This is a genomic window from Streptomyces sp. NPDC051452, assembly GCF_044454765.1.
Classification (GTDB): Bacteria; Actinomycetota; Actinomycetes; order Streptomycetales; family Streptomycetaceae; genus Streptomyces.
The window spans coordinates 45928-67775 of sequence record NZ_JBITEB010000011.1 but is presented as its reverse complement, the minus strand read 5'-3'; the positions used below and the strand labels follow the sequence as shown (position 1 = coordinate 67775).

The window sequence follows — 21848 nt, the reverse complement described above, 5'->3', positions numbered from 1 at the left end:
GGTGAGTCCTCTCGGATCTTTCAACTGTCGGTTGCGGTGCGCGCTTCGGCGCTGGTGGTGCGAGTCGTACGGGTACGGGTGCGGACCGGTGGTGCGGCGCTGACGGCGCCCAGCGGCCGGCCGGCCGGGCGGGCGGCCCGGGCGGTGGCCTCGGCGGCGTCGAGCAGTTCCCCGACGCGGGCGCCGGCCCGGCGCCCCTCCAGGTGCAGCCGGCCGACGTTCACCCGGTCCTGGGCGAGCAGTGTCAGTACGGCGCTGCGGCCGGCGGCGTAGGTGGCGATGTAGCCGCGCTCGCCGCGCACCAGGAGTTCGCGGAAGCCGCCGTTGCCGGTGGCGTCGGCGACCCGTACGGCGACGCCGAGCGCGGCGGCCGTCAGCGCCGACAGGCCTTCCGGTTCGACGCCGGGGGTGTCGTGGGCGACGACGAGTCCGTCGACGCCGGCCGCGAGGGCGCCGGTGAGCTGGGGCACCCGGGTGCGCAGCCGGTGCAGTTCCTCCAGGACGGTCTGCCGGTCCTGATCGGAGACCATCAGCTCACTCCTTTCGGCGGTGCGGTGCCGTTCAAAGCGCCTCCAGCGCATCCCTGAGCCTCTTCAGCAGCGCGATGTCGGGGTCGTTGACCGGGGGTGTGGGCGGCGGGGCGAGTTCGGTGAACCGGGGTGTGGGTGCCACCGGGGCGACATGGCCGGCCGCCGCGAGCCGGCGCACGTCGACGAGCGTGTGGAAGGCCTGCCGGCCCAGGTTCCGCGCTATCTCGACGGCCGTGCGCAGGCCGTCCACGCGGTCCAGCACCGCCCGCTGCCGGGGGGTGACGGGCGCCGCCGCCGTCGGGTCCGCGCGGATCAGCGGGGTGCCGTCGGCGGCCGGGTCGGGCCACAGCCGGTGCAGCAGCAGCCGGCGGCGCAGCGTCTCGCGTTCCAGCGCGACGACCGGTACCGAGGGCAGCGGGCCGAGCCGGGGCGTGTTGTCGTAGTGGAACCGGCCCGGGGCGCTGCTCGGGGCCAGCGCGAAGTACCCCGCGTCGTACAGCGCGTCCAGATGGCACAGCTCCAGCGCTCCCGCGGGCAACAGGCCCGAGTCCAGCAGGAGTTCCGCGGCCTGCAGCGGGCCGGTGGAGCGGGTGGCGGCCCACTGCCAGGCGGCCCCCGCGAGGGTGCCGTGCGCCGTGAGCAGGACGTCCAGGCCGGGGGCGAAGGGACTCTCGGCGTGCACCACGCGGCCCTCGGCGAGATACAGGGTGCCGTGTTCGCGGAGCAGGACGCCGGTGGCCCGCTCCTCGGCGAGCCGGGTCAGCATCGGCGACAGCGCGCGGGTGACCGTCTTGCTGCGCACCGGCAGGGGTGGTGGAGGGGTCCGGACCATGGTCATCCCAGCACCAGCCGGGCGGCCATCTCGCCGAGCCGGATGCGGGCGAGCGCGAGATTGCCCTCCTCGCGACCGAGCCACAGGTGCAGGAACACGCTGCTGTCGAAGGACGTGTCCACGAAGCGCAGCAGGTGGTAGCTGTCGTGGTTGCTGACGATCACGTCCTCCACGGGCGGTAGGCCGTCCGGCACGCCCCCGGCGGTGAAGGCGCCGTGCTCGGCCGCCATCCGGGCCAGTTCGGCGGCCTCGGCGGCGGTCGTCTCGTGATCGCCACCGGGTGCCTCCCCGACCGTCCCGAGGGCCAGTCCGCTCGTCCAGTCCACCAGCGCGGCTCCCCGAGCACCGGGTAACCGCATCGCTTCCAGCAGGCACTCGTCGATTCCGGGCACCGTGGCTCCCCTCCCGCCTGGGACTCCGGCTGAGTGACAGAGACACTACGCAACGTGTGTGCGGCGGGTGAGGCCTTTGGCATTTTCCGTTGGAACATGCTCCCGGCGTACTAGGGTGTGTCAACTGAGGTGTGCTTCAAGCCGGTTGGCCCCTCGGTCCGGCGGGCGTCCGGAGCGGTTCGGCGGCTCAGTGTGTCCCGGTCGCGAGCAGGGTGGTGAGCGCGGACGCGTGCGCTCCGCCGGATTCGGCCACCACCTCCGCGATGGTCTGCGGCTCCCGTACGGTCGCGAACGCCATGCCGCCCGAGCCGTCCGGCGCGAAGCCGTAGACCCCGGGGCGGGCCAGGGAGTTGTAGGCGTAGTGGTGGGCGAAGTAGTACGCGCCCGTGTCGAGCGCCGCCGCGTAGTCGCCCTGCTCCAGGAGGGGCGCGGCGCGGCCCTCGGCCAGCAGGTCGCCCGCGAAGCAGGCCGGCCCGGCCACGTCCTGCACCACCTCCGGTCCCGTCTTGGGGCGCCCCTCGGCGTCGTAGGCGGCGATCCGCAGCGGCCACGCCTGCGGCGCGTACACCGTCCGCGTCGCCACCTGCACGCCCGCGTGCGTCACCGCGATCCGCCGGCCGCCCGCGCTCTTGGTGTACTCCACCCGCGCCACCACCGTGCCCTGTTCGGCCAGCAGCGACCGCCCGAACTCGGTCACCAGCCCGTACCGTCCGTCGAACAGGCCCGGCACCTCCTCGGCCAGCAGCCGCGCGAAGCCGGCGTAGGTCGGCGCCGTCTCCTCGGAGGCGAAGTTCACCGGCAGGCCGCCCCCGATGTCGAGCGTGTCGATCTGCCGCCGTCCGGCGCGCGCGTTGACCTCCTCCGCGAGCGCGTACGTCTGTGCCACGCCCCGCACCATGAGTGGCAGCGGGATGCCCTGCGAGCCGGTGTGCGCGTGCAGCCGGGTCAGCCACGGCCGCTTCAGACACGCCTCGACGACCCATTCGCGCGCCCCCTCGTCGCGCAGCGCCACCCCGAACTTCGACGTCGGCGTCGCCGTGGACGTCGCCCCGATGGTGCCCCCGCCCACCTGCGGATTGACCCGGATGCCGACGGGCGACCGGCTGGGCGCGGACCGCATCAGGGCGTCCAGCCGGTCCAGCTCCTGCGGGTTGTCGGCGTTCACGGCGACGCCCAGCGCCAGCGCCTCGCGCAGCTCCGCCGGTGTCTTCGCGGGCGAGTCCAGCACCGTCCGGGCGGCCGGCACCCCGGCCGCCCGGGCCAGCGCCAGTTCCCCGGGGCTCGCCACCTCCGCGCCGATGCCCGCCTCGTGCAGCAGCCGCAGCACCGGCACCAGCGGGGTCGCCTTCACCGCGAAGGCGTGCAGGACCGGCGTACCGGGCGCGGTGACCTCGTCGAACGCCGCCCGCAGGGCCGCCGCCGCCGCGCGGATCCCGGTGACGTCCAGCAGTCCCACCACGGCCGCGTCCGGCCCCAGCAGTCCCTGACCGACCGCCGCCCGCACCGCCGCGTCCCGCCGGGCGGCGCGCTGTCGGGCCCGGCTTTCGATGTCGTGCTCCACGGCTTCCCCGTCCTGTCCTCGCTTCCAGTGCTTCCAGCCAAACATCCGCCGCGCGCCGACGGGGCCGTCCCGATGTATTGACTAGGTCTATTCAGGCGGCCAGGATGTGAATAAAGGCAGTAACAGGAGGAGGCAGACGATGTCGGGACCCCGCCCCGTACGAGCACCGCGCGGCACGGAACTGAGCACCCTGGGATGGCAGCAGGAAGCCGCCCTGCGGATGCTGCAGAACAACCTCGACCCCGAGGTCGCCGAGCACCCGGACAAGCTCGTCGTCTACGGCGGCACCGGCAAGGCCGCCCGCGACTGGCGCTCCTTCGACGCGATGGTGCGCACGCTGCGGACCCTCAAGCAGGACGAGACCATGCTGGTCCAGTCCGGCCGTCCGGTCGGCGTCATGCAGACCCACGAGTGGGCCCCGCGCGTCCTGATCGCCAACTCCAACCTCGTCGGCGACTGGGCCAACTGGGAGGAGTTCCGCCGTCTGGAAGCCCTCGGCCTGACCATGTACGGCCAGATGACCGCCGGCTCCTGGATCTACATCGGCACCCAGGGCATCCTCCAGGGCACCTACGAGACCTTCGCCGCCGTCGCCGCGAAGAAGTTCGGCGGCACCCTGGCCGGGACGATCACCCTCACCGCCGGTCTCGGCGGCATGGGCGGCGCCCAGCCCCTCGCGGTGACCATGAACGACGGCGTCGCCCTCTGTATCGACTGCGACCCGCGCGCCATCGAGCGCCGCATCGAGCACCGCTACCTGGACGTCAGGGCCGACTCCCTCGACCACGCCCTCCAGCTGGCCGTGGAGGCCCGCGACCAGCGCAAGCCGCTGTCCATCGGCGTCCTCGGCAACGCGGCCGAGCTGGTCCCGCAGCTCCTCGCGATGAACGCGCCGATCGACATCGTCACCGACCAGACCTCCGCCCACGACCCGCTGGCCTACCTGCCCGTCGGCATCGCCTTCGAGGACATGGCCGACGCCGCCGCCAAGGACCCGGCCGGCTTCACCACCCGCGCCCGCGAGTCCATGGCGAAGCACGTCGAGGCCATGGTCGGCTTCATGGACGCCGGCGCCGAGGTCTTCGACTACGGCAACTCCATCCGCGGCGAGGCCCAGCTCGCCGGATACGGCCGCGCCTTCGCCTTCCCCGGCTTCGTCCCCGCCTACATCCGCCCCCTCTTCTGCGAGGGCAAGGGCCCCTTCCGCTGGGCCGCCCTGTCCGGCGACGCGGCCGACATCGCCAAGACCGACAAGGCGCTCCTGGAGCTGTTCCCGGAGAACGAGTCCCTGGCCCGCTGGATCAAGATGGCCGGCGAGCGCGTCCACTTCCAGGGCCTGCCCGCACGCATCTGCTGGCTCGGCTACGGCGAGCGGGACAAGGCCGGCGAGCGCTTCAACGACATGGTCGCCTCCGGTGAGCTGGCGGCCCCGCTTGCCATCGGCCGCGACCACCTCGACTGCGGTTCCGTCGCCTCCCCGTACCGCGAGACCGAGGCCATGCTCGACGGCTCCGACGCGATCGCCGACTGGCCGCTGCTGAACGCCATGGTCAATGTGGCCTCCGGCGCCTCCTGGGTCTCCCTCCACCACGGTGGCGGCGTCGGCATGGGGCGGTCCATCCACGCCGGCCAGGTCACGGTGGCCGACGGCACGAAGCTCGGCGGCGAGAAGATCCGCCGGGTGCTGACCAACGACCCCGGCATGGGCGTCATCCGGCACGTGGACGCCGGCTACGACATCGCCGAGTCCGTCGCGGGAGAGCGTGGGGTGCGGGTGCCGATGCGCGAGGGCGACGCCGAGGGTGACGAGGCGTGAGCGAACTCGGGACCGGGCACGGCGGCCCCGCGGCGGGGACCGGCCTCCCCACCCCGGACGCGGGTCCGTCCGCGCCCACCGGCCGCGCCCCGCGGCCCGCGCCGGCCGACGGGACACCGGCCGCCGGCGGCGGCTCCTTCCACGCGATGTGGCGCGAGCTGCGCCCCATCGGCCGGCACCCCGACTCCGGCGGTTACCGGCGCTACGCCTGGACCGGTGCCGACGCCGAGTGCCGCGCCTGGTTCAAGGACCAGGCCGAGGCGCGCGGGCTGGCCTACGAGGTCGACCGCAACGGCAACCAGTGGGCGTGGCTCGGGGACCCGGCCGCCGGGGACGCCGTCGTCACCGGGTCGCACCTGGACTCGGTACCGGACGGCGGCGCCTTCGACGGGCCCCTCGGCGTCGTTTCCTCCTTCGCCGCCCTGGACGAACTGCGCGGCAGGAGCGCCCGGTTCACCAAGCCCCTGGCGATCGTGAACTTCGGGGACGAGGAGGGCGCCCGGTTCGGGCTCGCCTGCGTCGGCTCCCGGCTCACCGCCGGACAGTTGACCGTCGAGCAGGCCCACCGGCTCACCGACGGCGACGGGACCAGCCTGCCCCGGGCCATGGAGGCCGCCGGATACGACCCCGACGCCATCGGACCCGACCCCGAACGGCTGGGCCGGATCGGCGCCTTCGTGGAACTCCACGTCGAGCAGGGCCGCGCGCTGGACCTGTCCGGCGACCGCGTCGGTATCGCCAGCGCCATCTGGCCGCACGGACGCTGGCGGTTCGACTTCCGGGGCGAGGCCAACCACGCCGGCACCACCCGGCTGACCGACCGCCGCGACCCGATGCTGTCCTACGCCGAGACGGTGCTCGCCGCCCGGCGCGAGGCCGAACTCGCCGGAGCCGTCGCCACCTTCGGCAAGATCTCCGTCGAGCCGAACGGCGTCAACGCCATTCCCTCCCTGGTGCGCGGCTGGCTCGACTCCCGCGCCGCCGACCAAGGCACCCTGGCCACCGTGGTCGGCGGCATCGAGCGGGCGGCCCGGGATTACGCCGACGCCCACGGCATCGACCTGGCCGTCGTCCGCGAGTCCTTCACGCCCGTCGTGGAGTTCGACCACGCCCTGCGCGACGAACTCGGCCGCATCCTGGGCAAGGACACCGGCCTGACGGTGCCCGTGCTCGGCACGGGCGCCGGACACGACGCCGGAATCCTCTCCGGGACCATCCCGACCGCCATGCTGTTCGTGCGCAACCCCACCGGCGTCTCGCACTCCCCGGCCGAGTCGGCGGCCGAGGACGACTGCGTGGCCGGGGTGAGCGCCCTCGCCGACGTACTGGAAGGGCTGGCCTGCACGTGACCGAACGGACCTACTGGTTGGAACACGCCTGGCTCGGCACGCACGTCGAGCCGGGTGTGGCCGTCACCGTGCGGACCGGCGGCTCCGCCGCGGGAACGGACGGCCGGATCGGCGCCGTCCGCACCGGCGTGGCCACCCCGCCGCCCGGCGCCGAGATCCTGCGCGGGCTCACCCTGCCCGGCCTGGCGAACGCGCACAGCCACGCCTTCCACCGGGCGCTGCGCGGCACCGTCCAGGTCGGCTCCGGGACCTTCTGGACCTGGCGCGAGATGATGTACTCCGTCGCCGACCGCCTGACCCCGGAGACCTACCACGCCCTGGCCCGCGCGGTGTACGCCGAGATGGCGCTGGCCGGCGTCACCTGCGTCGGTGAGTTCCACTACGTGCACCACGCGCACGGCGGCACCCCCTACGCCGACCCCAACGCGATGGGCGAGGCACTGATCGCGGCCGCCGCCGACGCCGGGATCCGGATCACGCTCCTCGACACCTGCTACCTCTCCGCCGGCTTCGGCGAGCCGCCCAACCCCCACCAGCTGCGGTTCTCCGACGGCAGCGCGCAGGCCTGGGCCGAACGCTGCGCGGCTCTCGAGGAACGGGATCACGCACGGATCGGGGCGGCGATCCACTCGGTGCGGGCCGTGCCCGCGGACCAGCTGGCGACCGTGGCGCAGTGGGCGGGGGAGCGGCGGGCCCCGCTGCATGTGCATCTGTCGGAGCAGACCGCCGAGAACGACGCCTGCCTCGCCGCGCACGGCCGCACGCCCACCCGGCTGCTCGCCGACCACGGCGTCCTCGGGCCGCGCACCACCGGCGTGCACAACACCCATCTCACCGACGACGACATCGCCCTGCTCGGCGAGTCGGGCACCGGCACCTGCATGTGCCCGACGACCGAGCGCGACCTGGCCGACGGGATCGGGCCGGCCGTCGCCCTGCAGCGCGCCGGCTCCCCGCTCTCCCTCGGTTCCGACAGCCACGCCGTCATCGACCTGCTCGAAGAGGCGCGCGCCATGGAGCTGAACGAGCGGCTGCGCACCCGCACCCGGGGCCACTGGACGGCCGCGGCCCTGCTGCGCGCCGCCTCGGCGGACGGTCACGCGGCCCTGGGCTGGCAGGACGCGGGCACCCTGGAGCCCGGGGCGCTCGCCGACTTCACCACCGTCGCCCTGGACTCGGTCAGGACAGCGGGACCGGTGCCGCGACTCGGAGCCGAGACCGCCGTATTCGCCGCCTCCGCGGCGGACGTACGCCATACGGTCGTGGGCGGGCGGCATGTCGTACGGGACGGCGCGCACACGCTCGTGCCCGACGTGCCGTCGGCGCTGGCCGACTCGATCGCAGCGCTCCGCGGCTGAGGCCCGCCGACCCCCATCCGGCCACCTTCGAGGACACCATGAGCAGCAGCACCGTCATCACCAACATCGCCACGCTGGTCACCAACGACCCCTCCTCCGGATGGGGAGACTCCCCCCTCGGTCTGATCCACGACGCGGCCGTCGTCATCGACGGCGACCGCGTCGCCTGGACCGGTGAAGCCGGCAAAGCACCCGCCACCGACAATCGGGTCGACGCGGGCGGCCGGGCCGTACTGCCGGGCTTCGTGGACTCCCACTCGCACCTGGTCTTCGCGGGCGACCGCACCCAGGAGTTCAACGCCCGTATGTCCGGCCGCTCCTATACGGCCGGTGGCATCCGCACCACGGTCGCGGCCACCCGCGCCGCGAGCGACGCGGAACTGGAGGCGAACCTCACCCACTACCTGGCGGAGGCGCTCCGCCAGGGCACCACCACCTTCGAGACCAAGTCGGGTTACGGACTCACCGTCGAGGACGAGTCCCGCGCCCTGCGCATCGCGGCGCGGCACACCGAGGAGGTGACGTACCTGGGCGCCCACATCGTCTCCCCGGACCTCGCCGACGACCCCGCCGCCTATGTGGCCCTGGTCACCGGCGAGATGCTGGACGCCTGCGCGCCGCACGCCCGCTGGATCGACGTGTTCTGCGAGAAGGGCGCCTTCGACGGCGACCAGGCGCGCGCCGTTCTCACGGCGGGCAAGGCGAAGGGGCTCCACCCCCGGATCCACGCCAACCAGCTGTCGTACGGCCCGGGTGTCCAGCTCGCGGTGGAGCTCGACGCGGCCAGCGCGGACCACTGCACCCACCTCACGGACGCGGACGTGGACGCCCTGGCGAGCGGCCGTACCGTCGCCACGCTCCTCCCCGGCGCCGAGTTCTCCACCCGCGCCCAGTGGCCGGACGCCCGCCGCCTGCTGGACGCGGGCGTCACGGTGGCCCTGTCCACGGACTGCAACCCCGGCTCGTCCTTCACCTCCTCGGTCCCCTTCTGTATCGCGCTGGCGGTGCGGGACATGGGGATGACCCCGGACGAGGCGGTCTGGTCGGCGACGGCGGGCGGCGCGGCGGCCCTGCGCCGCGACGACATCGGCCGACTCACGCCGGGTGCTCGCGCCGACCTGACCCTCCTCGACGCGCCGAGCCATGTACACCTGGCGTACCGGCCGGGCGTGCCGCTGGTCGCGGGTGTCTGGCGGCGCGGCGCGCGCGTGGTCTGACGCGCCGGTGTCAGGACGGCAGGGGCGGGGTCACTCCGCCCCCGCCCGCCACTGCTGAGCCGTGCCCCCGGTCAGCGGCTCCAGCGACAGCCCGCCGCCCCCGTCCGCGGTGACCGCCGTCTCGATGGCGATCGCCGGGCGGATCACCCCGTCGGCGTCGACCGTGAAGCGCAGGTTGTCGCCGTGGTCGCCGTCGACCGAGTCGCAGTCCCAGATGCCCACGCCCTTGTCGACGGAACCGCGGCTGTCCAGGCAGAAGCCGGGGTCCGCGGACGACTGCACGACACCGCGGCCGGTGTCGACGCGCCAGCGCTGGGTGGGGGCGGCGGTGCAGGGGGCGGTGACGACGTCGGTGCCGTTGTCGAAGTCGCCGGACACGTCCAGGCACCGGCCCGAGGCGACGTTCACGACCTGGGCGTACGTGCCGTTCGGGGCGTGGGCCGTGGGGGAGGGGGACGGGCGGGGGCTGTGGCTCGGGGGCCGCGTCGTCGGGCTCGGGCTCCGCGTGGGAGACGGGGACCGGGAGGTCCGGGACGGCGACGGTGTCGCGGACACCGTCGCCGTGACCGTGACCGGCGGTGCGGTGGTGGGCGTGCCGACGGCGCCCGCCGAGCGGTGGTCCGCGGAGCCGCCCGAGGGCAGCATGAGGATCACCAGGGGGACCAGGGCCACACCGAAGGCCGCGGAGGCCAGCAGTAAGCGGCGGGAGGGAGGGCGCCGCGACCCCGTGCCGCCGGCGGCGACCCGGGGCTCGGGGCCCTGCCGGGTCGTGTACGACGAACCGGACCAGGGCAGCAGGCCCTCCGCCAGGGCTGCGCGCGGGGCGTCCCGCAGGGCCGTCAGGTCCTCGTGGGCGGCCGTGCAGTGCGGGCAGTGCGCCATGTGCGCGTGCAGGTCGGCGCTGTGGCGGGGGGCGTCCGCCCGCGTCGACTCCTCGATCAGGCGGCGGAAGTCCGCGCAGCGCGGGTCGTCGGAGGCGGCCAGGCGGGACCTCAGACAGGCCTGGGACATCGCCTGGAGGGCCTGCGGCGTGCCGTACACCACGTCCTGGGGGGCGAGGTCGAGGAAGGCGGCCGTGCGGTCCTCGGGCTCCTCGTCCACGACGGCGTACCAGAGCAGGCCCTGGGCGCGGGAGGGCAGGGTGTGGAACGCGGCCAGCAGGGGCGGGAGCGGGCCCTCCGGGGTGCCGGTGGTGTTCAGGACCAACAGCAGGCCGGGGTCGAGGCCCGCGGAGCGGTCGTCGCGGGCCCAGGAGGCGGCCAGCCGGGCGGTCAGCAGCAGGAGGTGGTGGCGGAGGGGGACGCGCGGGTCCACACCGTGTGCCGTCTCGCGGGCCGCCGCCGTGAAGGTCTCGGCCGCCAGCCGCCGGGCCGCCGACTCGCTCGCGGTGCACAGCCGGGCGTAGCCGAGGACCGTCGGGCGGTGCCGTCGGTGGAGCTCCCGCAGCGCGGCGTAGGCGGTGGCGGTGTCGCCGCGCAGCAGTACGGTCAGCCGCGCGTCCGGCGCCTCGCCGTACGGCCCGCCACCCGTCTCCCCGGCAGCGTCGCCGCCCTGAGCCATCCTCGCCCCTCCTCGCCGCCGCCCATCCCCTGTCCTGACGTACCGGCCAGTTTGGGGTGCCCATGGTGGCGGAGGCGGCCCTTGAGGAAAAGAGGGTTACCTGTGGTAACTCAAAAGGGTTCGGGCAACCGGGAGGCCGGCCTCCGAAAAGCGAAGCCGACCTCCGGAAAACGAAGCGGTCCGGCGCCATGGGCCGGACCGCATCCGCTCGTGGAGGTCACCCGGGAAAGCCGAAGCCCCGTGTGGAGGCTCACTCCTCCACCGTCAGCCCCTTGCGCAACCGCACCAGCGTGCGCGACAGCAGCCGGGAGACGTGCATCTGGGAGATGCCCAGTTCGTCGCCGATCTCCGACTGGGTCATGTTCGCCACGAACCGCAGCGAGAGGATCTTGCGGTCCCGGGACGGCAGTTCCGCGATCAGCGGCTTGAGCGACTCGATGAACTCGATGCCCTCGAGCCCGTGGTCCTCGTACCCGATCCGGTTCGCCAGGGAACCCTCGGTCTCGTCCTCCTCGGGCTGTGCGTCCAGGGAGGAGGCCGTGTACGCGTTCGACGCGGCCATGCCCTCGACGACCTCTTCCCTGGAGATGCCGAGCCGCTCGCCGAGTTCCGCGACCGTGGGGGAGCGGTCCAGCTTCTGGGCCAGTTCGTCTCCCGCCTTGGCGAGGTCGAGCCGCAGCTCCTGAAGCCGGCGCGGGACGCGCACCGACCAGGAGGTGTCACGGAAGAAACGCTTGATCTCGCCGATGATGGTAGGCATCGCGAAGGTGGGGAACTCCACACCACGGGCGAGCTCGAAGCGGTCGATCGCCTTGATCAGGCCGATGGTGCCGACCTGGACGATGTCCTCCATCGGCTCGCTGCGGGAGCGGAAGCGGGAGGCGGCGAACTTGACCAGCGCGAGGTTGAGCTCGACGAGCGTGTTGCGGACGTACGCGTGCTCGTACGTCCCTTCCTCCAGCGACTCGAGCCGCTCGAAGAGTGTCTTGGACAGGGCCCGTGCGTCGACCGGGCCGATCTCGTCGTACGGGGGGATCTCCGGAAGATCCTCGAAGAGGTCGAGGGGATCGATGGGATGATCCAGTTTTTCCGGTGGGGGTGTCGACGTCGCGATACGGGTATGCGATGCGTCGAGCCGGGGTGACATGGGTGTCCTCCATCGTTCTCGGCATATGGCTGCCGAAGCCGATACGTGCACTGCTGCGTTGTGCGGCGCCTCCGAAGCCGGCGTGTAGGAATGTGTGTCCGTACTAGCCCTACCCGCTTCACCGAGCGGGTTGCAAGTGCGTTCTGTTGCGGTATGTCCGTTTGTGTGCGGTTGTTCGGGTGTCGGAGGGCGCTGGGAAGGCGTAATGTTCGAGGGCATCAGCAGCCACGACCTCGGGAGAGAGACGGCATGGACCACGGGACGGTCGGCAGCGCACAGTCGGGCCGGCTTCTGGTGGAGGTGCGGGAAGAGGGCTCCAGCGCCGTAGTGACACCGGCGGGTGAGCTCGATCACCACACCGCCGATCTTCTGCGTGAGCCCCTCGACGACCTCCTCGCCAAGGGCTTCGCGCGGCTTGTGGTGGACTGCTCACGCCTGGAGTTCTGCGACTCCACCGGCCTGAACGTTCTACTCGGGGCGCGGTTGAAGGCGGAGGCCGCGGGGGGCGGGGTCCACCTGGCCGGCATGCTGCCGGTGGTGGCCCGCGTGTTCGAGATCACAGGGGCCGAGGCGGTCTTCACCGTCCACGACTCCGTGGAGGCGGCGCTGGCCGAAGGGGCCGACTGAGCCCGCATTTCCGGCCCTCGCGTCCCGGTCGCTCCGGGCGTCGCGCCTGTCACGCCGAATACGGGGGTGTTTCGCCGGATCCGTCGGGCAGGAGAGGGCAGAAGAGGGCAGGGAGCCTCCTGCCGACCGCCCGCCACCGGACCCGATCTCGGACCCGGTGAACGACCTGATGGTGTGACCTGGACGGGACCTATGTGCAGCGGACGGGCGAGCGACCGACCCGCACCTGCGGCGGGCGGACGACGTACGGACCGGCCGGCATCGAACGGTGCCGGACTTATGAATCGTGAACTGGTGAATCGGTGAGGTGAAGCGCTGATGAGCACCACCCGGCCTTACTCGCCGGGCGACCGCGGCCCGGAGCCCAGCGGCGCTTCCGGGGAGTCCGAGGGTGCTGTGCCGACCGTCGGCGCGGCCGCGGGGGCAGATGCGAGGGCGGTCGCGCCGTCGCCGCCTGCTCCGCCCGGGCCGTCCGGGGCGTCCGGCGGCACTCCGGAGGCGCGTGGGCGACAGGTCCGCAGACTCGTCCTGGAGGGCGAGAGCGGTGTCGTCCCGCTTGCCCGTGACTTCTCCCGCCAGGCGCTGTACGCGTGGGGCTGGCTGCCCGCCGACGGCGCCGACCGGCGGGCCGCCGCGGAGGACGTCCTGCTCGTCGTGTCCGAACTGGTCACCAACGCCTGTCTGCACGCCGAGGGTCCCGACGAACTGGTCCTCTCCTGCGACAACAAGGTGATCCGGGTCGAGGTCTCCGACCGCGGCACGGGCCAGCCGGCCCCGCGCACCCCGCACCGCGCCGGTCGCCCCGGGGGACACGGCATGTTCATCGTGCAGCGGCTCTGCCTGGACTGGGGCGTCGTGCGCGCCACGGACCGCCCCGGCAAGACGGTGTGGGCGGATCTGGGCGCTCCCGCGTAGCCGCGGGGCCGCCCCTGCCACCTCCCGGCGCCGCCCGCCCGGCGCCACCGCCTCTCCGTCCCCCCGTCTCCACTCCGACACTTGACGCGCGCGCCGGATCGCCACAACTCCGGCCCGCGCCGCGTCTTCCTTCCTCGCGACCCCGGGCGTACCTTGACGGCCGAATCTGATATGCCGTCAGCTATTTCGTCGTGAACGAATGGGGTGGACCGATCGTGTCGTACCCGAAGCGAACCGCCGCGCTCGCGTCCGCCGCGGCGCTGGCCGGCTCGGCGGTGCTGCTGGCCGCTCCGGCGGCCCATGCCGACGTCGTCGACGTCGACTACCGCTGTCAGACGCCGATCGGCGTCAAGAGCGCCGTCTCGCCCATCGACATCAAGGGCGTCCACAGCGGCAGCGGCTACAAGATCACCATGTCCTGGCAGAAGGGTGTCTCCTCCAGCCCCGTCGAGCTGGGCAAGGGGGCGATGACGCCGAGCGCCACCATCAGACTGGGCGGCGCCGACAGCGGGACCCTCGCGGTCGACGGACCGGCCAACGCGGCCGCCATCCCCGCCAACACCCCTATAAAGATCAGCGACTTGAGCGGTACCTACACGCCAAGAAAGAACGGCAAGGTCACCTTCACGGCGGCCGTCCTCACCATCAAGGCGCTCGGTACGACGACGACCTGCACGCCGACCAACAGCCCGAAGCCGTCCCTGACGCTGGACGTGACGGGAGCGGGCGGCTCGTCCACCTCGGGCGGCTCGTCCTCTTCGGGCGGCGCGTCCACGTCCGGCGGCTCGTCCTCTTCGGGCGGCTCGTCCTCGTCTTCCGGCGGCGGCACCGGGGGCTCCGGTGGCACCGGTGGTCGACTGCCGCAGACCGGGCCCGCGGACTCCGCCGTCGCCCTCGGCACGCTCGGCGGCACGGTTCTGCTCGCCGGTGCGGCGGGCGCCCTGTGGCTCAGCCGGCGCGGCCAGACCGCCCGCCGCTGACGCCTCAGCCCCCGACCGACCCCGGCCCGCGACCGCTGGAGGCGCCCATGGCGTCCGTCACCCGCGTCCCGCCCCGCCGCCGACGCCTGCCCCCGGCCGCCACCGTGCCCGCGGCCCTGTGCCTGCTCACTCTGCTGGGCGCGGCGCCCGGCGCCGCCGCCACCGGATCGTGGTCCGTCTCCCCCTCGGGTGGCGGCCGCCCCTCCCTGTACGCCGAGGGACCGCCCGGGGCGGTGCTGCGGGACACGGTGTCCGTCACCAACCCGGGCCGGGCGCCGCTCGACGTACGGCTGTCCGGTACCGGTGCCGGCATCCGGATCGCCTTCGCCGACCGGGGACCGCGCGTCCCCGCCCGGACCCGCGCCGACGTGCCCATCACGGTGACCGTTCCGGCCGGGGCCGAACCCGGCGACCGCTCCGGCGCCGTCGTCGCGCGCGCCGCCGACGGCCGCACGGAGACCGTCCCGCTACGGCTGCGCGTCGTCGGCCCGGCGCTCGCCGCGCTGACCGTCGAGCACCTGTCCGTGCGTGCCGACCGGCTCACCTACGAGCTGGTCAACCGCGGCACCACCGTGCTCGTGCCGAGACTCGCGGTGCGCGTGGACGGTGTCCTCGGCCGCCTCCTCGATCGCCCGGCGCGTGCCCTGCCCGTCCGGCTGCGCCCGGGAGCCCGGGTGGGACTCGCCGAGCCCTGGCCGGACCGGCCCGCCCTGGACGCGGTCGACGTCCGGCTGACGGTCACGGCCCCGGGAGGCGCTCACGACACGGCGACCACGTCCGCCCGGTTCGTGCCGTGGGAGGTACCGGCGGGCGCGGCCGGCACGGCGGTCGTGGGAGCGGGCGTCCTGTTCGCCGTACGACGACGGGGTAGCCGTACGACTAACACGCCCCCGCCCGCGGACGCCAGGCCCGGCGACCCGGGCCCACGTCCTCTCGTAGCGGCCGGCGACCACCGCGCCGGGGCCTCGTCCACGGAGGGCCGGTGACATGGGGAGGAGCGTGAGGACCGTCAGGGCGCTCGCGGGAGCGGCGGTGTCCGTGTTGCTCGTGCTGGGGCTCTCGGGGCCGGTGGCCGCGGCGGACGGGCCGGTCGTGCGGCTGTCGGCCGGGCAGGCCGGCACCGGCGGTTCGGTCACCGTCTCCGGCACCGGCTGGCGGCCGCACGTCCTGCTGATGATGCTGGTCTGCGGGCGGGCCACGCCGTCCCGCGGTGTCGTCGGCGGCACCAACTCCTGTGCCAACGGCGACGGCAGAGCCGTGACGACCGACGGCCAGGGCGCCTTCCACCGCGGACTGCCGGTCTCGGAACCGCCCGTGCCCTGCCCCTGCGTGGTGCACGTGGCCACCGTCACCGGCGCCACGGCCGAGGCGGACGCCGTCCTGCGGGTCGCCGGTCACCCCGTCGCCCCGCTGCCCGCCGAGCGCTCCGGTGGCCGGCTGGCGGTCCTGTCCGACGTCCGGCTGACCGGTTCCGGGGGCCTGCTCACCTGGTTCGGCGCCCCACCCGACCGCACTCTCGTCCTCACCGTCGGCAACACCGGCACGAGCCCGGTCCGCGATCCGGTCTTCCGGGTCGGCACCGCCCACGGCGTCTTCGCACCGCAGTGGGAGGACCGCCAGTGGCGCGGCACGCTCGCCCCCGGCAAGAAGGCGCAGATCAAGCTGCCGGTCGAGCTGTCGGCCGGGGCGCACGGCGACTACACCGTCTCCCTCGACTACGACGGACGGCTCCTCGCCCGGCAGCCGTGGGCCGTGGGCCGGCCCTGGGGGGTGACGCTGTTCTGGCTGCTGCTCTGCCTGGTCGTGCCGGCGGCGCTGTTCCGTGTCGGCATGGCCGTCGTGGACCGGCTACGGCCCGGTGGGCCGGTCGCCGCGAGCCATCGGCGCCCGCCCTGGGCCTCCGTCCTGACCCTGTCCCCGCGCCTGCCGCGCTCCGGGGGACGCGCGCCCGCGCGCCCCTCGCCCCGGACCGGGACCCCCGCCCCGACCCCGGTCCTGCCGTGGTTCAGCCCGGACTCCGCTCCGGGCGCCCCGGCACACCGGCTCTCCGCACCGCACGACGACAGCCCGACGAGCCCGACGAGCCCGGCGGGTCCGACGACTCCCACCCCGAAGGGACCCACGTGAGCATGCGAAGGAGAGGCGCACCGGCCGGCGCGCATCGGCTGACTGCGGTGGGCGCCGCGCTGGCGCTGGGTGGTGCGGGCGTCCTGCTGGGTCTGACGGCGGCGCCCGCGCAGGCGGCGCAGGTGTCGTACGCCACCCACTGTGTGCCGCCCGCCGGCATCGCCCCCGTCGACGGCACCACCAAGGTCGAGATCACCGCGCCCGCCACGGCGAAGGTGGGCGACACCGTGGACATCGTGTGGAAGTTCGTCCAGGCCGCCTCCAGGAACCCGGACATCATCGACCTGCCCGCGAACTCGGTCCAGCCGTCCGGCGTGCTCAAGGCGGCCGGCGCGCAGAGCGGCGACGTCACGCTGAGCGGTCCCCGAAGGAACCCGGCCATCCCCAAGGGCGGCGCCATGGTGCTCTCCGACATGAAGGGCAGCCTGAAGCTGACGGCGGCCGGCACGGTGACGCTGACGCCGGACGCGTACACCGTCAACGCGATGTCCACCGATACCAGGTGCGCGCCGCGCGAGACCGTGCGGCAGGCGGCGACGATCGCGGTGACGGCCGGCGGCGGCACGTCCGGTCCGACCCCCACCGGTTCGCCGACCCCGACGAGGTCGGCGACTCCGACGGGCACCGCGACCGCCACGGCCAGCCCCAGGGCCACCGGTGGTACCGGTCGGAGCGACTTCACCGGCAAGGAGGTGCGGATCGCGTACGCCTGCAAGACCCCGATCGGCGACAGGAACGCGACCTCGCCGGTGCGGATCGACGCCAGGGCGAACGGCGGGAGCTACGACCTCACCGTGCGGTTCGGGAAGTCGGTCATGGACAGTCCCGCCGACATCCCCAAGGACTCCGTGAAACCGTCCATGGAGGTGGTGCTGGGCGGCTCCGACAAGGGCACGGTGCAGGTGGAGGGCCCGGCCAACGCCGGCCCGATCAAGGCCGGCGACCCGATCGCGATCCCCGACCTCACGGGCACGTACAAGCCCGGCGCGAGCGGCTCCTCGACCCTGTCGCCGGGTGTCCTCACGGTCAGGGCCCTCGGTACGACCACGACGTGCACGCCGGCCCGCACGGAGGTCTCGCTCACCCTGGACACCACCGGGCAGCCGGGCGGAGCGGCCGGCGGCACCTCCACCTCCGGGGGCTCGGGGAGCGCGGGCGGCGGCACCGGTGACACCGGCGGCACCTCGGGCGGCGACGGCGGCGCGGGCGGCCTCGCCGAGACCGGCGCGAGCGACCACGGCGGGCTGAAGGCCCTGGGTCTGGTCGCGGGCACCGCGATCCTGCTGGGCGGCGCGGTGTTCACGTTCCTGCCGGGCCGCAGGACCCGCTAGCACCGGACGGGATGCCCGGCGCACGCGAAGAGGGCCACCGCGTCCGATGACACGGTGGCCCTCCCGTCGACCGGGGACCCGGAACCCGGGGTCGGGTCAGTGCACGTCGCCCATCAGGGACTTCACGCTGCGGCGGTACATGTAGACCGCGACACCCGCGAGGGCGGCGAGGATCGCCTCCACCAGGACCGCGCCGGACCCGTTGAGGTCGACGCCGGCGATGGCCGGGTTGGACAGCAGGCTGGTGATCGAGTCGCCCGCGGTGACCGCGAGGAACCAGACACCCATCATCTGGCTGGCGTACTTGGCCGGAGCCATCTTGGTGGTCACCGACAGGCCGACCGGCGACAGGCACAGCTCGCCTACGGTCTGGATCAGGTAGATGCCCACCAGCCACATCGGGCTGACCTTCGTGCCGTCGGAGGCCATGCCCAGCGGCAGCAGGAAGAAGAAGAACGAGACACCGATGAAGAACAGGGCGGCGGCGAACTTCGCGACCGTGCTCGGCTCCTTGCCCTTGCGGGCCAGCCACAGCCAGACCCAGGCGAAGACCGGCGCGAGCGCCATGATGAACACCGGGTTCAGCGACTGGTACCACGAGGACGGGAAGTCGAGGCCGAACAGCGAACCGGCGGCCTTGTTCTCACCGAAGGCCTGGACGGTGGAGCCGCCCTGGTCGTAGATCATCCAGAAGACGGCGGCGGCCACGAAGAACCAGATGTAGCCGGTCATCTTGGACTGCTCGACGTTCGAGAGGTCCTTGTCACGCTTGATGCGCAGCAGCACACCGGCCGGGATGACCAGACCGATCAGGGTCAGCGGGATCATCGCCCAGTTGAGGGTGAAGTGGCCGGTGAAGCCGACGATGCCGTAGAAGACGGCGGCGACGGCCAGCCAGATCAGGCCCTTGCGCAGCCAGGTCGCGCGCTCCTCGGCCGCCAGCGGCTTCGGGACGCGGTTGCTCTGCGGGCTCAGGTTGCGGGTGCCCAGCAGGAACGCGGCGAGACCGATGGCCATGCCGACCGCGGCGAGGCCGAAGCCGAGGTGCCAGTTGACCTCCTGGCCGACCGTGCCGATGATCAGCGGCGCGAAGAAGGCACCCAGGTTGATGCCCATGTAGAAGATCGTGAAGCCACCGTCACGGCGCGGGTCGTCCGGGCCCTGGTAGAGGTGGCCGACCATGGTGGAGATGTTGGCCTTCAGCAGACCCGAGCCGAGCGCCACCAGTCCCAGACCGGCGAAGAAGGGCGCCTGACCGCCGGGCAGCGCCAGCACCAGGTGACCGGCCATGATCGTGACGGCCGCGATGGTGACGGTCTTGCGGGGGCCCCAGACGCGGTCGCCCAGCCAGCCGCCCGGCATCGCGAGCAGGTACACCATCGACAGGTAGACCGAGTAGATCGCCGTCGTCGTGGCCAGGTCCATGCCGAGCCCGCCGCCCATGCTGCCCTTTTTGGCGTCGGGGCCGCCGGAGAGCAGGTAGACAACGAGAAGGGCCCTCATGCCGTAGAAGCTGAAGCGCTCCCACATCTCGGTCATGAAGAGGGTGGCCAGTCCGCGGGGGTGGCCGAAGAAGGTCTTCTCGGAACCGGGGGTGCCCGGGCGGACCGAGTCCTTCGTCAGGCTGGACGCCATGGTCGTTCCTTGCTGGTCGGGACGCGCGGCAGGAGCGTTGCGCGCCCGGTGGGGGTGCGGCCGGCACCGGCGGGTCGGACGTCCACCCCCACGCCCGGGGGGAGTCCGCTCCGGATCGCGAAGCGGTGGACGGCGACCACCGGGATCCACGCTCCAGGACGCTTCACTGCGTCCGGAGCCCGGCCAGAGGTCATTCCTGTCAAGCTGGTCTAGACCAACCCGCACATGAAAGAGACCTTCAGCGTCAAGTGCCGCCAAAGGTCCCCGGTGTGCTAGAGGCGCTCAGGTCACCATACGACAGGACACCGCCGGATATGGAAGGACTTGAGACGCGGATCACAGGTGTCGGGGGAACCATGCGAGGGAATTCGAAGGTCCCTCCTACGATCGCATCCCCAGGTCAATGGTTCGTACCAGTGCGGCCCAAAGGTAAGAACCACTGCAACCGATCACACCCCGACAGCGCTCACCGGCGGTCTACCATCACCTCATGACCCGTGTACTGCTCGCCGAGGACGACGCGTCCATCTCGGAACCGCTGGCCCGCGCCCTGCGCCGGGAAGGTTACGAGGTCGAGGTGCGCGAGGACGGACCCGCCGCGCTCGACGCCGGAATGCAGGGCGGTGTCGACCTGGTCGTGCTGGACCTGGGCCTGCCCGGGATGGACGGCCTGGAGGTCGCCCGCCGGTTGCGCGCCGACGGCCACACCGTCCCGATCCTCATCCTGACCGCGCGGGCCGACGAGGTGGACACCGTCGTCGGTCTGGACGCCGGCGCCGACGACTACGTCACCAAGCCCTTCCGCCTCGCCGAACTGCTCGCCCGGGTGCGGGCCCTGCTGCGGCGCGGCGCCGCCGAGCCGCAGCAGCCGCCGGCCACGCACGGGGTGCGCATCGACGTCGAGTCGCACCGGGCGTGGATGGGCGACGAGGAACTCCAGCTCACCGCGAAGGAATTCGACCTGCTGCGGGTCCTCGTGCGGGACGCGGGCCGGGTCGTCACGCGGGACCAGCTGATGCGGGAGGTCTGGGACACCACGTGGTGGTCGTCGACCAAGACCCTCGACATGCACATCTCCTGGCTGCGCAAGAAGCTCGGCGACGACGCGGCCAACCCCCGCTACATCGCGACGGTCCGCGGTGTGGGCTTCCGCTTCGAGAAGAGCTGAGCCCTCCGGGGCCGGCTCGGTGACGGAACATGCGCCGACGTCTCATCCAGTCCACCCTCGCCGTCGTCCTCGTGGTGATCGCCGTCTTCGGCGTCTCCCTCGTGATCGTCGAGACGCGGACGATCAGCAACAGCGCCCAGGACCGGGTCGAGTCCGAGGCGGTACGGCTGGCCAGCATCGTGGACAGCCGCGTCCTCGCCGCCGAGAACGTCAACGCCGACGTGCTGCGCAACCCGGTCAGCAAGGAGCAGTACGTCCTGATCCGCATGCCCGGCAAGGCGCCGATCGAGATCGGCACCAAGCCGGAGGGTGACGTCATCCACTTCACGCAGCACGGCGAGGAGGGCGAGACGGTCACCGTGCAGGAGCCCCGCTCCTCGGTGACGCGTGAGGTCGGCCGGACCCTGCTGATCATCGCTCTGGTCGCGCTGCTCGCGGTGATCGCGGCCGTGCTGCTCGCGGTGCGGCAGGCCAACCGGCTCGCCTCCCCGCTGACCGACCTCGCCGAGACCGCCGAACGCCTCGGCTCAGGCGACCCGCGCCCCCGCCACAAGCGCTACGGCGTGCCCGAGCTGGACCGGGTCGCCGATGTGCTGGACTCCTCCGCCGAGCGGATCGGGCGCATGCTGACCGCCGAGCGGCGCCTCGCGGCCGACGCCTCCCACCAACTGCGTACGCCGCTGACCGCGCTGTCCATGCGGCTGGAGGAGATCACCCTCACCGACGATCCGGACACGGTGAAGGACGAGGCCACCATCGCCCTGACGCAGGTCGAACGGCTGACGGACGTGGTGGAGCGGCTCCTGACGAACTCGCGCGACCCGCGCACCGGCTCCGCGGTCTCCTTCGATCTGGACGAGGTCATCCAGCAGCAGCTCGCCGAGTGGCGGCCCGCCTACCGCAGCGCCGGCCGGGCCGTAGTCAGCTCGGGCAAGCGGCATCTGCGGGCCGTCGGCACGCCGGGCGCGGTCGCCCAGGTGCTGGCCGCGCTGATCGAGAACTCACTGATGCACGGCGGTGGAACCGTCGCCCTGCGCACCCGGGTCACCGGCAACCAGGCGGTGATCGAGGTCACCGACGAGGGTCCCGGGGTGCCGGCCGACCTCGGGGCGCGGATCTTCGAGCGCACGATCAGCGGACGCAACTCCACCGGCATCGGTCTCGCCGTCGCCCGGGACCTCGCGGAGGCCGACGGCGGACGACTGGAGCTGCTCCAGGCCCAGCCCCCGGTGTTCGGCCTGTTCCTCTCGCGCACACCCCCCGCCCGCAAGCTGGGCGAGGAGCATCCCACGGTCCGCTGACC

General features: G+C 73.1%; 19 protein-coding genes. 12 read left to right on the top strand and 7 right to left on the bottom strand.

The window, feature by feature from the left end; genetic code table 11:
* Positions 1-20 precede the first annotated feature (20 nt).
* The 4 genes from ACIBA9_RS24360 to ACIBA9_RS24345 form a co-directional block, all read right to left on the bottom strand.
* A complete protein-coding gene (locus ACIBA9_RS24360; protein WP_362155200.1) occupies positions 21-530 on the bottom strand; it encodes a roadblock/LC7 domain-containing protein in 510 nt (169 codons plus the stop codon).
* 31 nt (positions 531-561) lie between these two features.
* Positions 562-1368 (bottom strand): transcriptional regulator, encoded by an 807-nt coding sequence (locus ACIBA9_RS24355; RefSeq protein ID WP_362155202.1) that lies wholly within the window; start codon positions 1366-1368, stop codon positions 562-564.
* Positions 1365-1754, bottom strand: a complete 390-nt coding sequence (locus ACIBA9_RS24350; protein WP_362155204.1) for a hypothetical protein — start codon at positions 1752-1754, stop codon at positions 1365-1367. Before ACIBA9_RS24350 ends, ACIBA9_RS24355 begins: the two co-directional genes overlap by 4 nt.
* Positions 1755-1941: 187 nt before the next feature.
* Positions 1942-3360, bottom strand: a complete 1419-nt coding sequence (locus ACIBA9_RS24345; RefSeq protein WP_399366124.1) for a diaminopimelate decarboxylase — start codon at positions 3358-3360, stop codon at positions 1942-1944.
* A gap of 94 nt (positions 3361-3454) precedes the next feature.
* On the opposite strand from ACIBA9_RS24345, the gene hutU reads away from it, so the two are divergent.
* The 4 genes from hutU (at position 3455) to hutI (ending at position 9055) form a co-directional block, all read left to right on the top strand.
* A complete protein-coding gene (gene hutU, locus ACIBA9_RS24340; protein WP_399366122.1) occupies positions 3455-5131 on the top strand; it encodes a urocanate hydratase in 1677 nt (558 codons plus the stop codon).
* Positions 5132-5277: 146 nt separating this feature from the next.
* Positions 5278-6480 carry an allantoate amidohydrolase gene (locus ACIBA9_RS24335; protein ID WP_399366428.1) on the top strand — a complete coding sequence of 401 codons (1203 nt, stop codon included), beginning with the start codon at positions 5278-5280 and terminating at the stop codon, positions 6478-6480.
* On the top strand, positions 6477-7838 hold the full coding sequence (locus ACIBA9_RS24330; protein ID WP_399366120.1) for a formimidoylglutamate deiminase: 1362 nt from the start codon (positions 6477-6479) through the stop codon (positions 7836-7838). Before ACIBA9_RS24335 ends, ACIBA9_RS24330 begins: the two co-directional genes overlap by 4 nt.
* Positions 7839-7876: 38 nt before the next feature.
* Complete coding sequence (hutI, locus tag ACIBA9_RS24325) at positions 7877-9055, top strand: imidazolonepropionase (protein WP_399366118.1); 1179 nt, start codon at positions 7877-7879, stop codon at positions 9053-9055.
* A gap of 30 nt (positions 9056-9085) precedes the next feature.
* Here the strand turns inward: hutI and ACIBA9_RS24320 are convergent, their stop codons facing one another.
* Positions 9086-10615, bottom strand: coding sequence for a ricin-type beta-trefoil lectin domain protein (locus tag ACIBA9_RS24320; RefSeq protein WP_399366116.1), 1530 nt, complete (start codon positions 10613-10615; stop codon positions 9086-9088).
* Positions 10616-10865: 250 nt separating this feature from the next.
* A complete protein-coding gene (locus tag ACIBA9_RS24315) occupies positions 10866-11762 on the bottom strand; it encodes an RNA polymerase sigma factor SigF (RefSeq protein WP_399366114.1) in 897 nt (298 codons plus the stop codon).
* Between the two features lie 249 nt (positions 11763-12011).
* On the opposite strand from ACIBA9_RS24315, the gene ACIBA9_RS24310 reads away from it, so the two are divergent.
* The 6 genes from ACIBA9_RS24310 (at position 12012) to ACIBA9_RS24285 (ending at position 17742) form a co-directional block, all read left to right on the top strand.
* A complete protein-coding gene (locus ACIBA9_RS24310; RefSeq protein ID WP_399366112.1) occupies positions 12012-12389 on the top strand; it encodes an STAS domain-containing protein in 378 nt (125 codons plus the stop codon).
* Positions 12390-12707: 318 nt separating this feature from the next.
* Positions 12708-13304, top strand: a complete 597-nt coding sequence (locus tag ACIBA9_RS24305; RefSeq protein ID WP_399366110.1) for an ATP-binding protein — start codon at positions 12708-12710, stop codon at positions 13302-13304.
* A 215-nt stretch (positions 13305-13519) separates the two neighbouring features.
* On the top strand, positions 13520-14284 hold the full coding sequence (locus ACIBA9_RS24300; protein ID WP_399366108.1) for an LPXTG cell wall anchor domain-containing protein: 765 nt from the start codon (positions 13520-13522) through the stop codon (positions 14282-14284).
* 47 nt (positions 14285-14331) lie between these two features.
* Positions 14332-15270 (top strand): hypothetical protein, encoded by a 939-nt coding sequence (locus ACIBA9_RS24295; RefSeq protein WP_399366106.1) that lies wholly within the window; start codon positions 14332-14334, stop codon positions 15268-15270.
* Between the two features lies 1 nt (position 15271).
* Positions 15272-16411 carry a hypothetical protein gene (locus tag ACIBA9_RS24290; RefSeq protein WP_399366104.1) on the top strand — a complete coding sequence of 380 codons (1140 nt, stop codon included), beginning with the start codon at positions 15272-15274 and terminating at the stop codon, positions 16409-16411.
* A gap of 2 nt (positions 16412-16413) precedes the next feature.
* Positions 16414-17742, top strand: a complete 1329-nt coding sequence (locus tag ACIBA9_RS24285) for a hypothetical protein (protein ID WP_399366102.1) — start codon at positions 16414-16416, stop codon at positions 17740-17742.
* A 96-nt stretch (positions 17743-17838) separates the two neighbouring features.
* Here ACIBA9_RS24285 and ACIBA9_RS24280 read toward each other — a convergent pair whose 3' ends face one another.
* Positions 17839-19377: a peptide MFS transporter gene (locus tag ACIBA9_RS24280; RefSeq protein ID WP_399366100.1), complete on the bottom strand. Its 1539-nt coding sequence runs from the start codon at positions 19375-19377 to the stop codon at positions 17839-17841.
* 490 nt (positions 19378-19867) lie between these two features.
* Between ACIBA9_RS24280 and ACIBA9_RS24275 the strand changes: the two genes are divergently transcribed.
* Both ACIBA9_RS24275 and ACIBA9_RS24270 read left to right on the top strand, forming a co-directional pair.
* Complete coding sequence (locus ACIBA9_RS24275; RefSeq protein WP_030653180.1) at positions 19868-20545, top strand: response regulator transcription factor; 678 nt, start codon at positions 19868-19870, stop codon at positions 20543-20545.
* A 29-nt stretch (positions 20546-20574) separates the two neighbouring features.
* A complete protein-coding gene (locus tag ACIBA9_RS24270) occupies positions 20575-21846 on the top strand; it encodes an ATP-binding protein (protein WP_399366097.1) in 1272 nt (423 codons plus the stop codon).
* Positions 21847-21848: the final 2 nt, after the last annotated feature.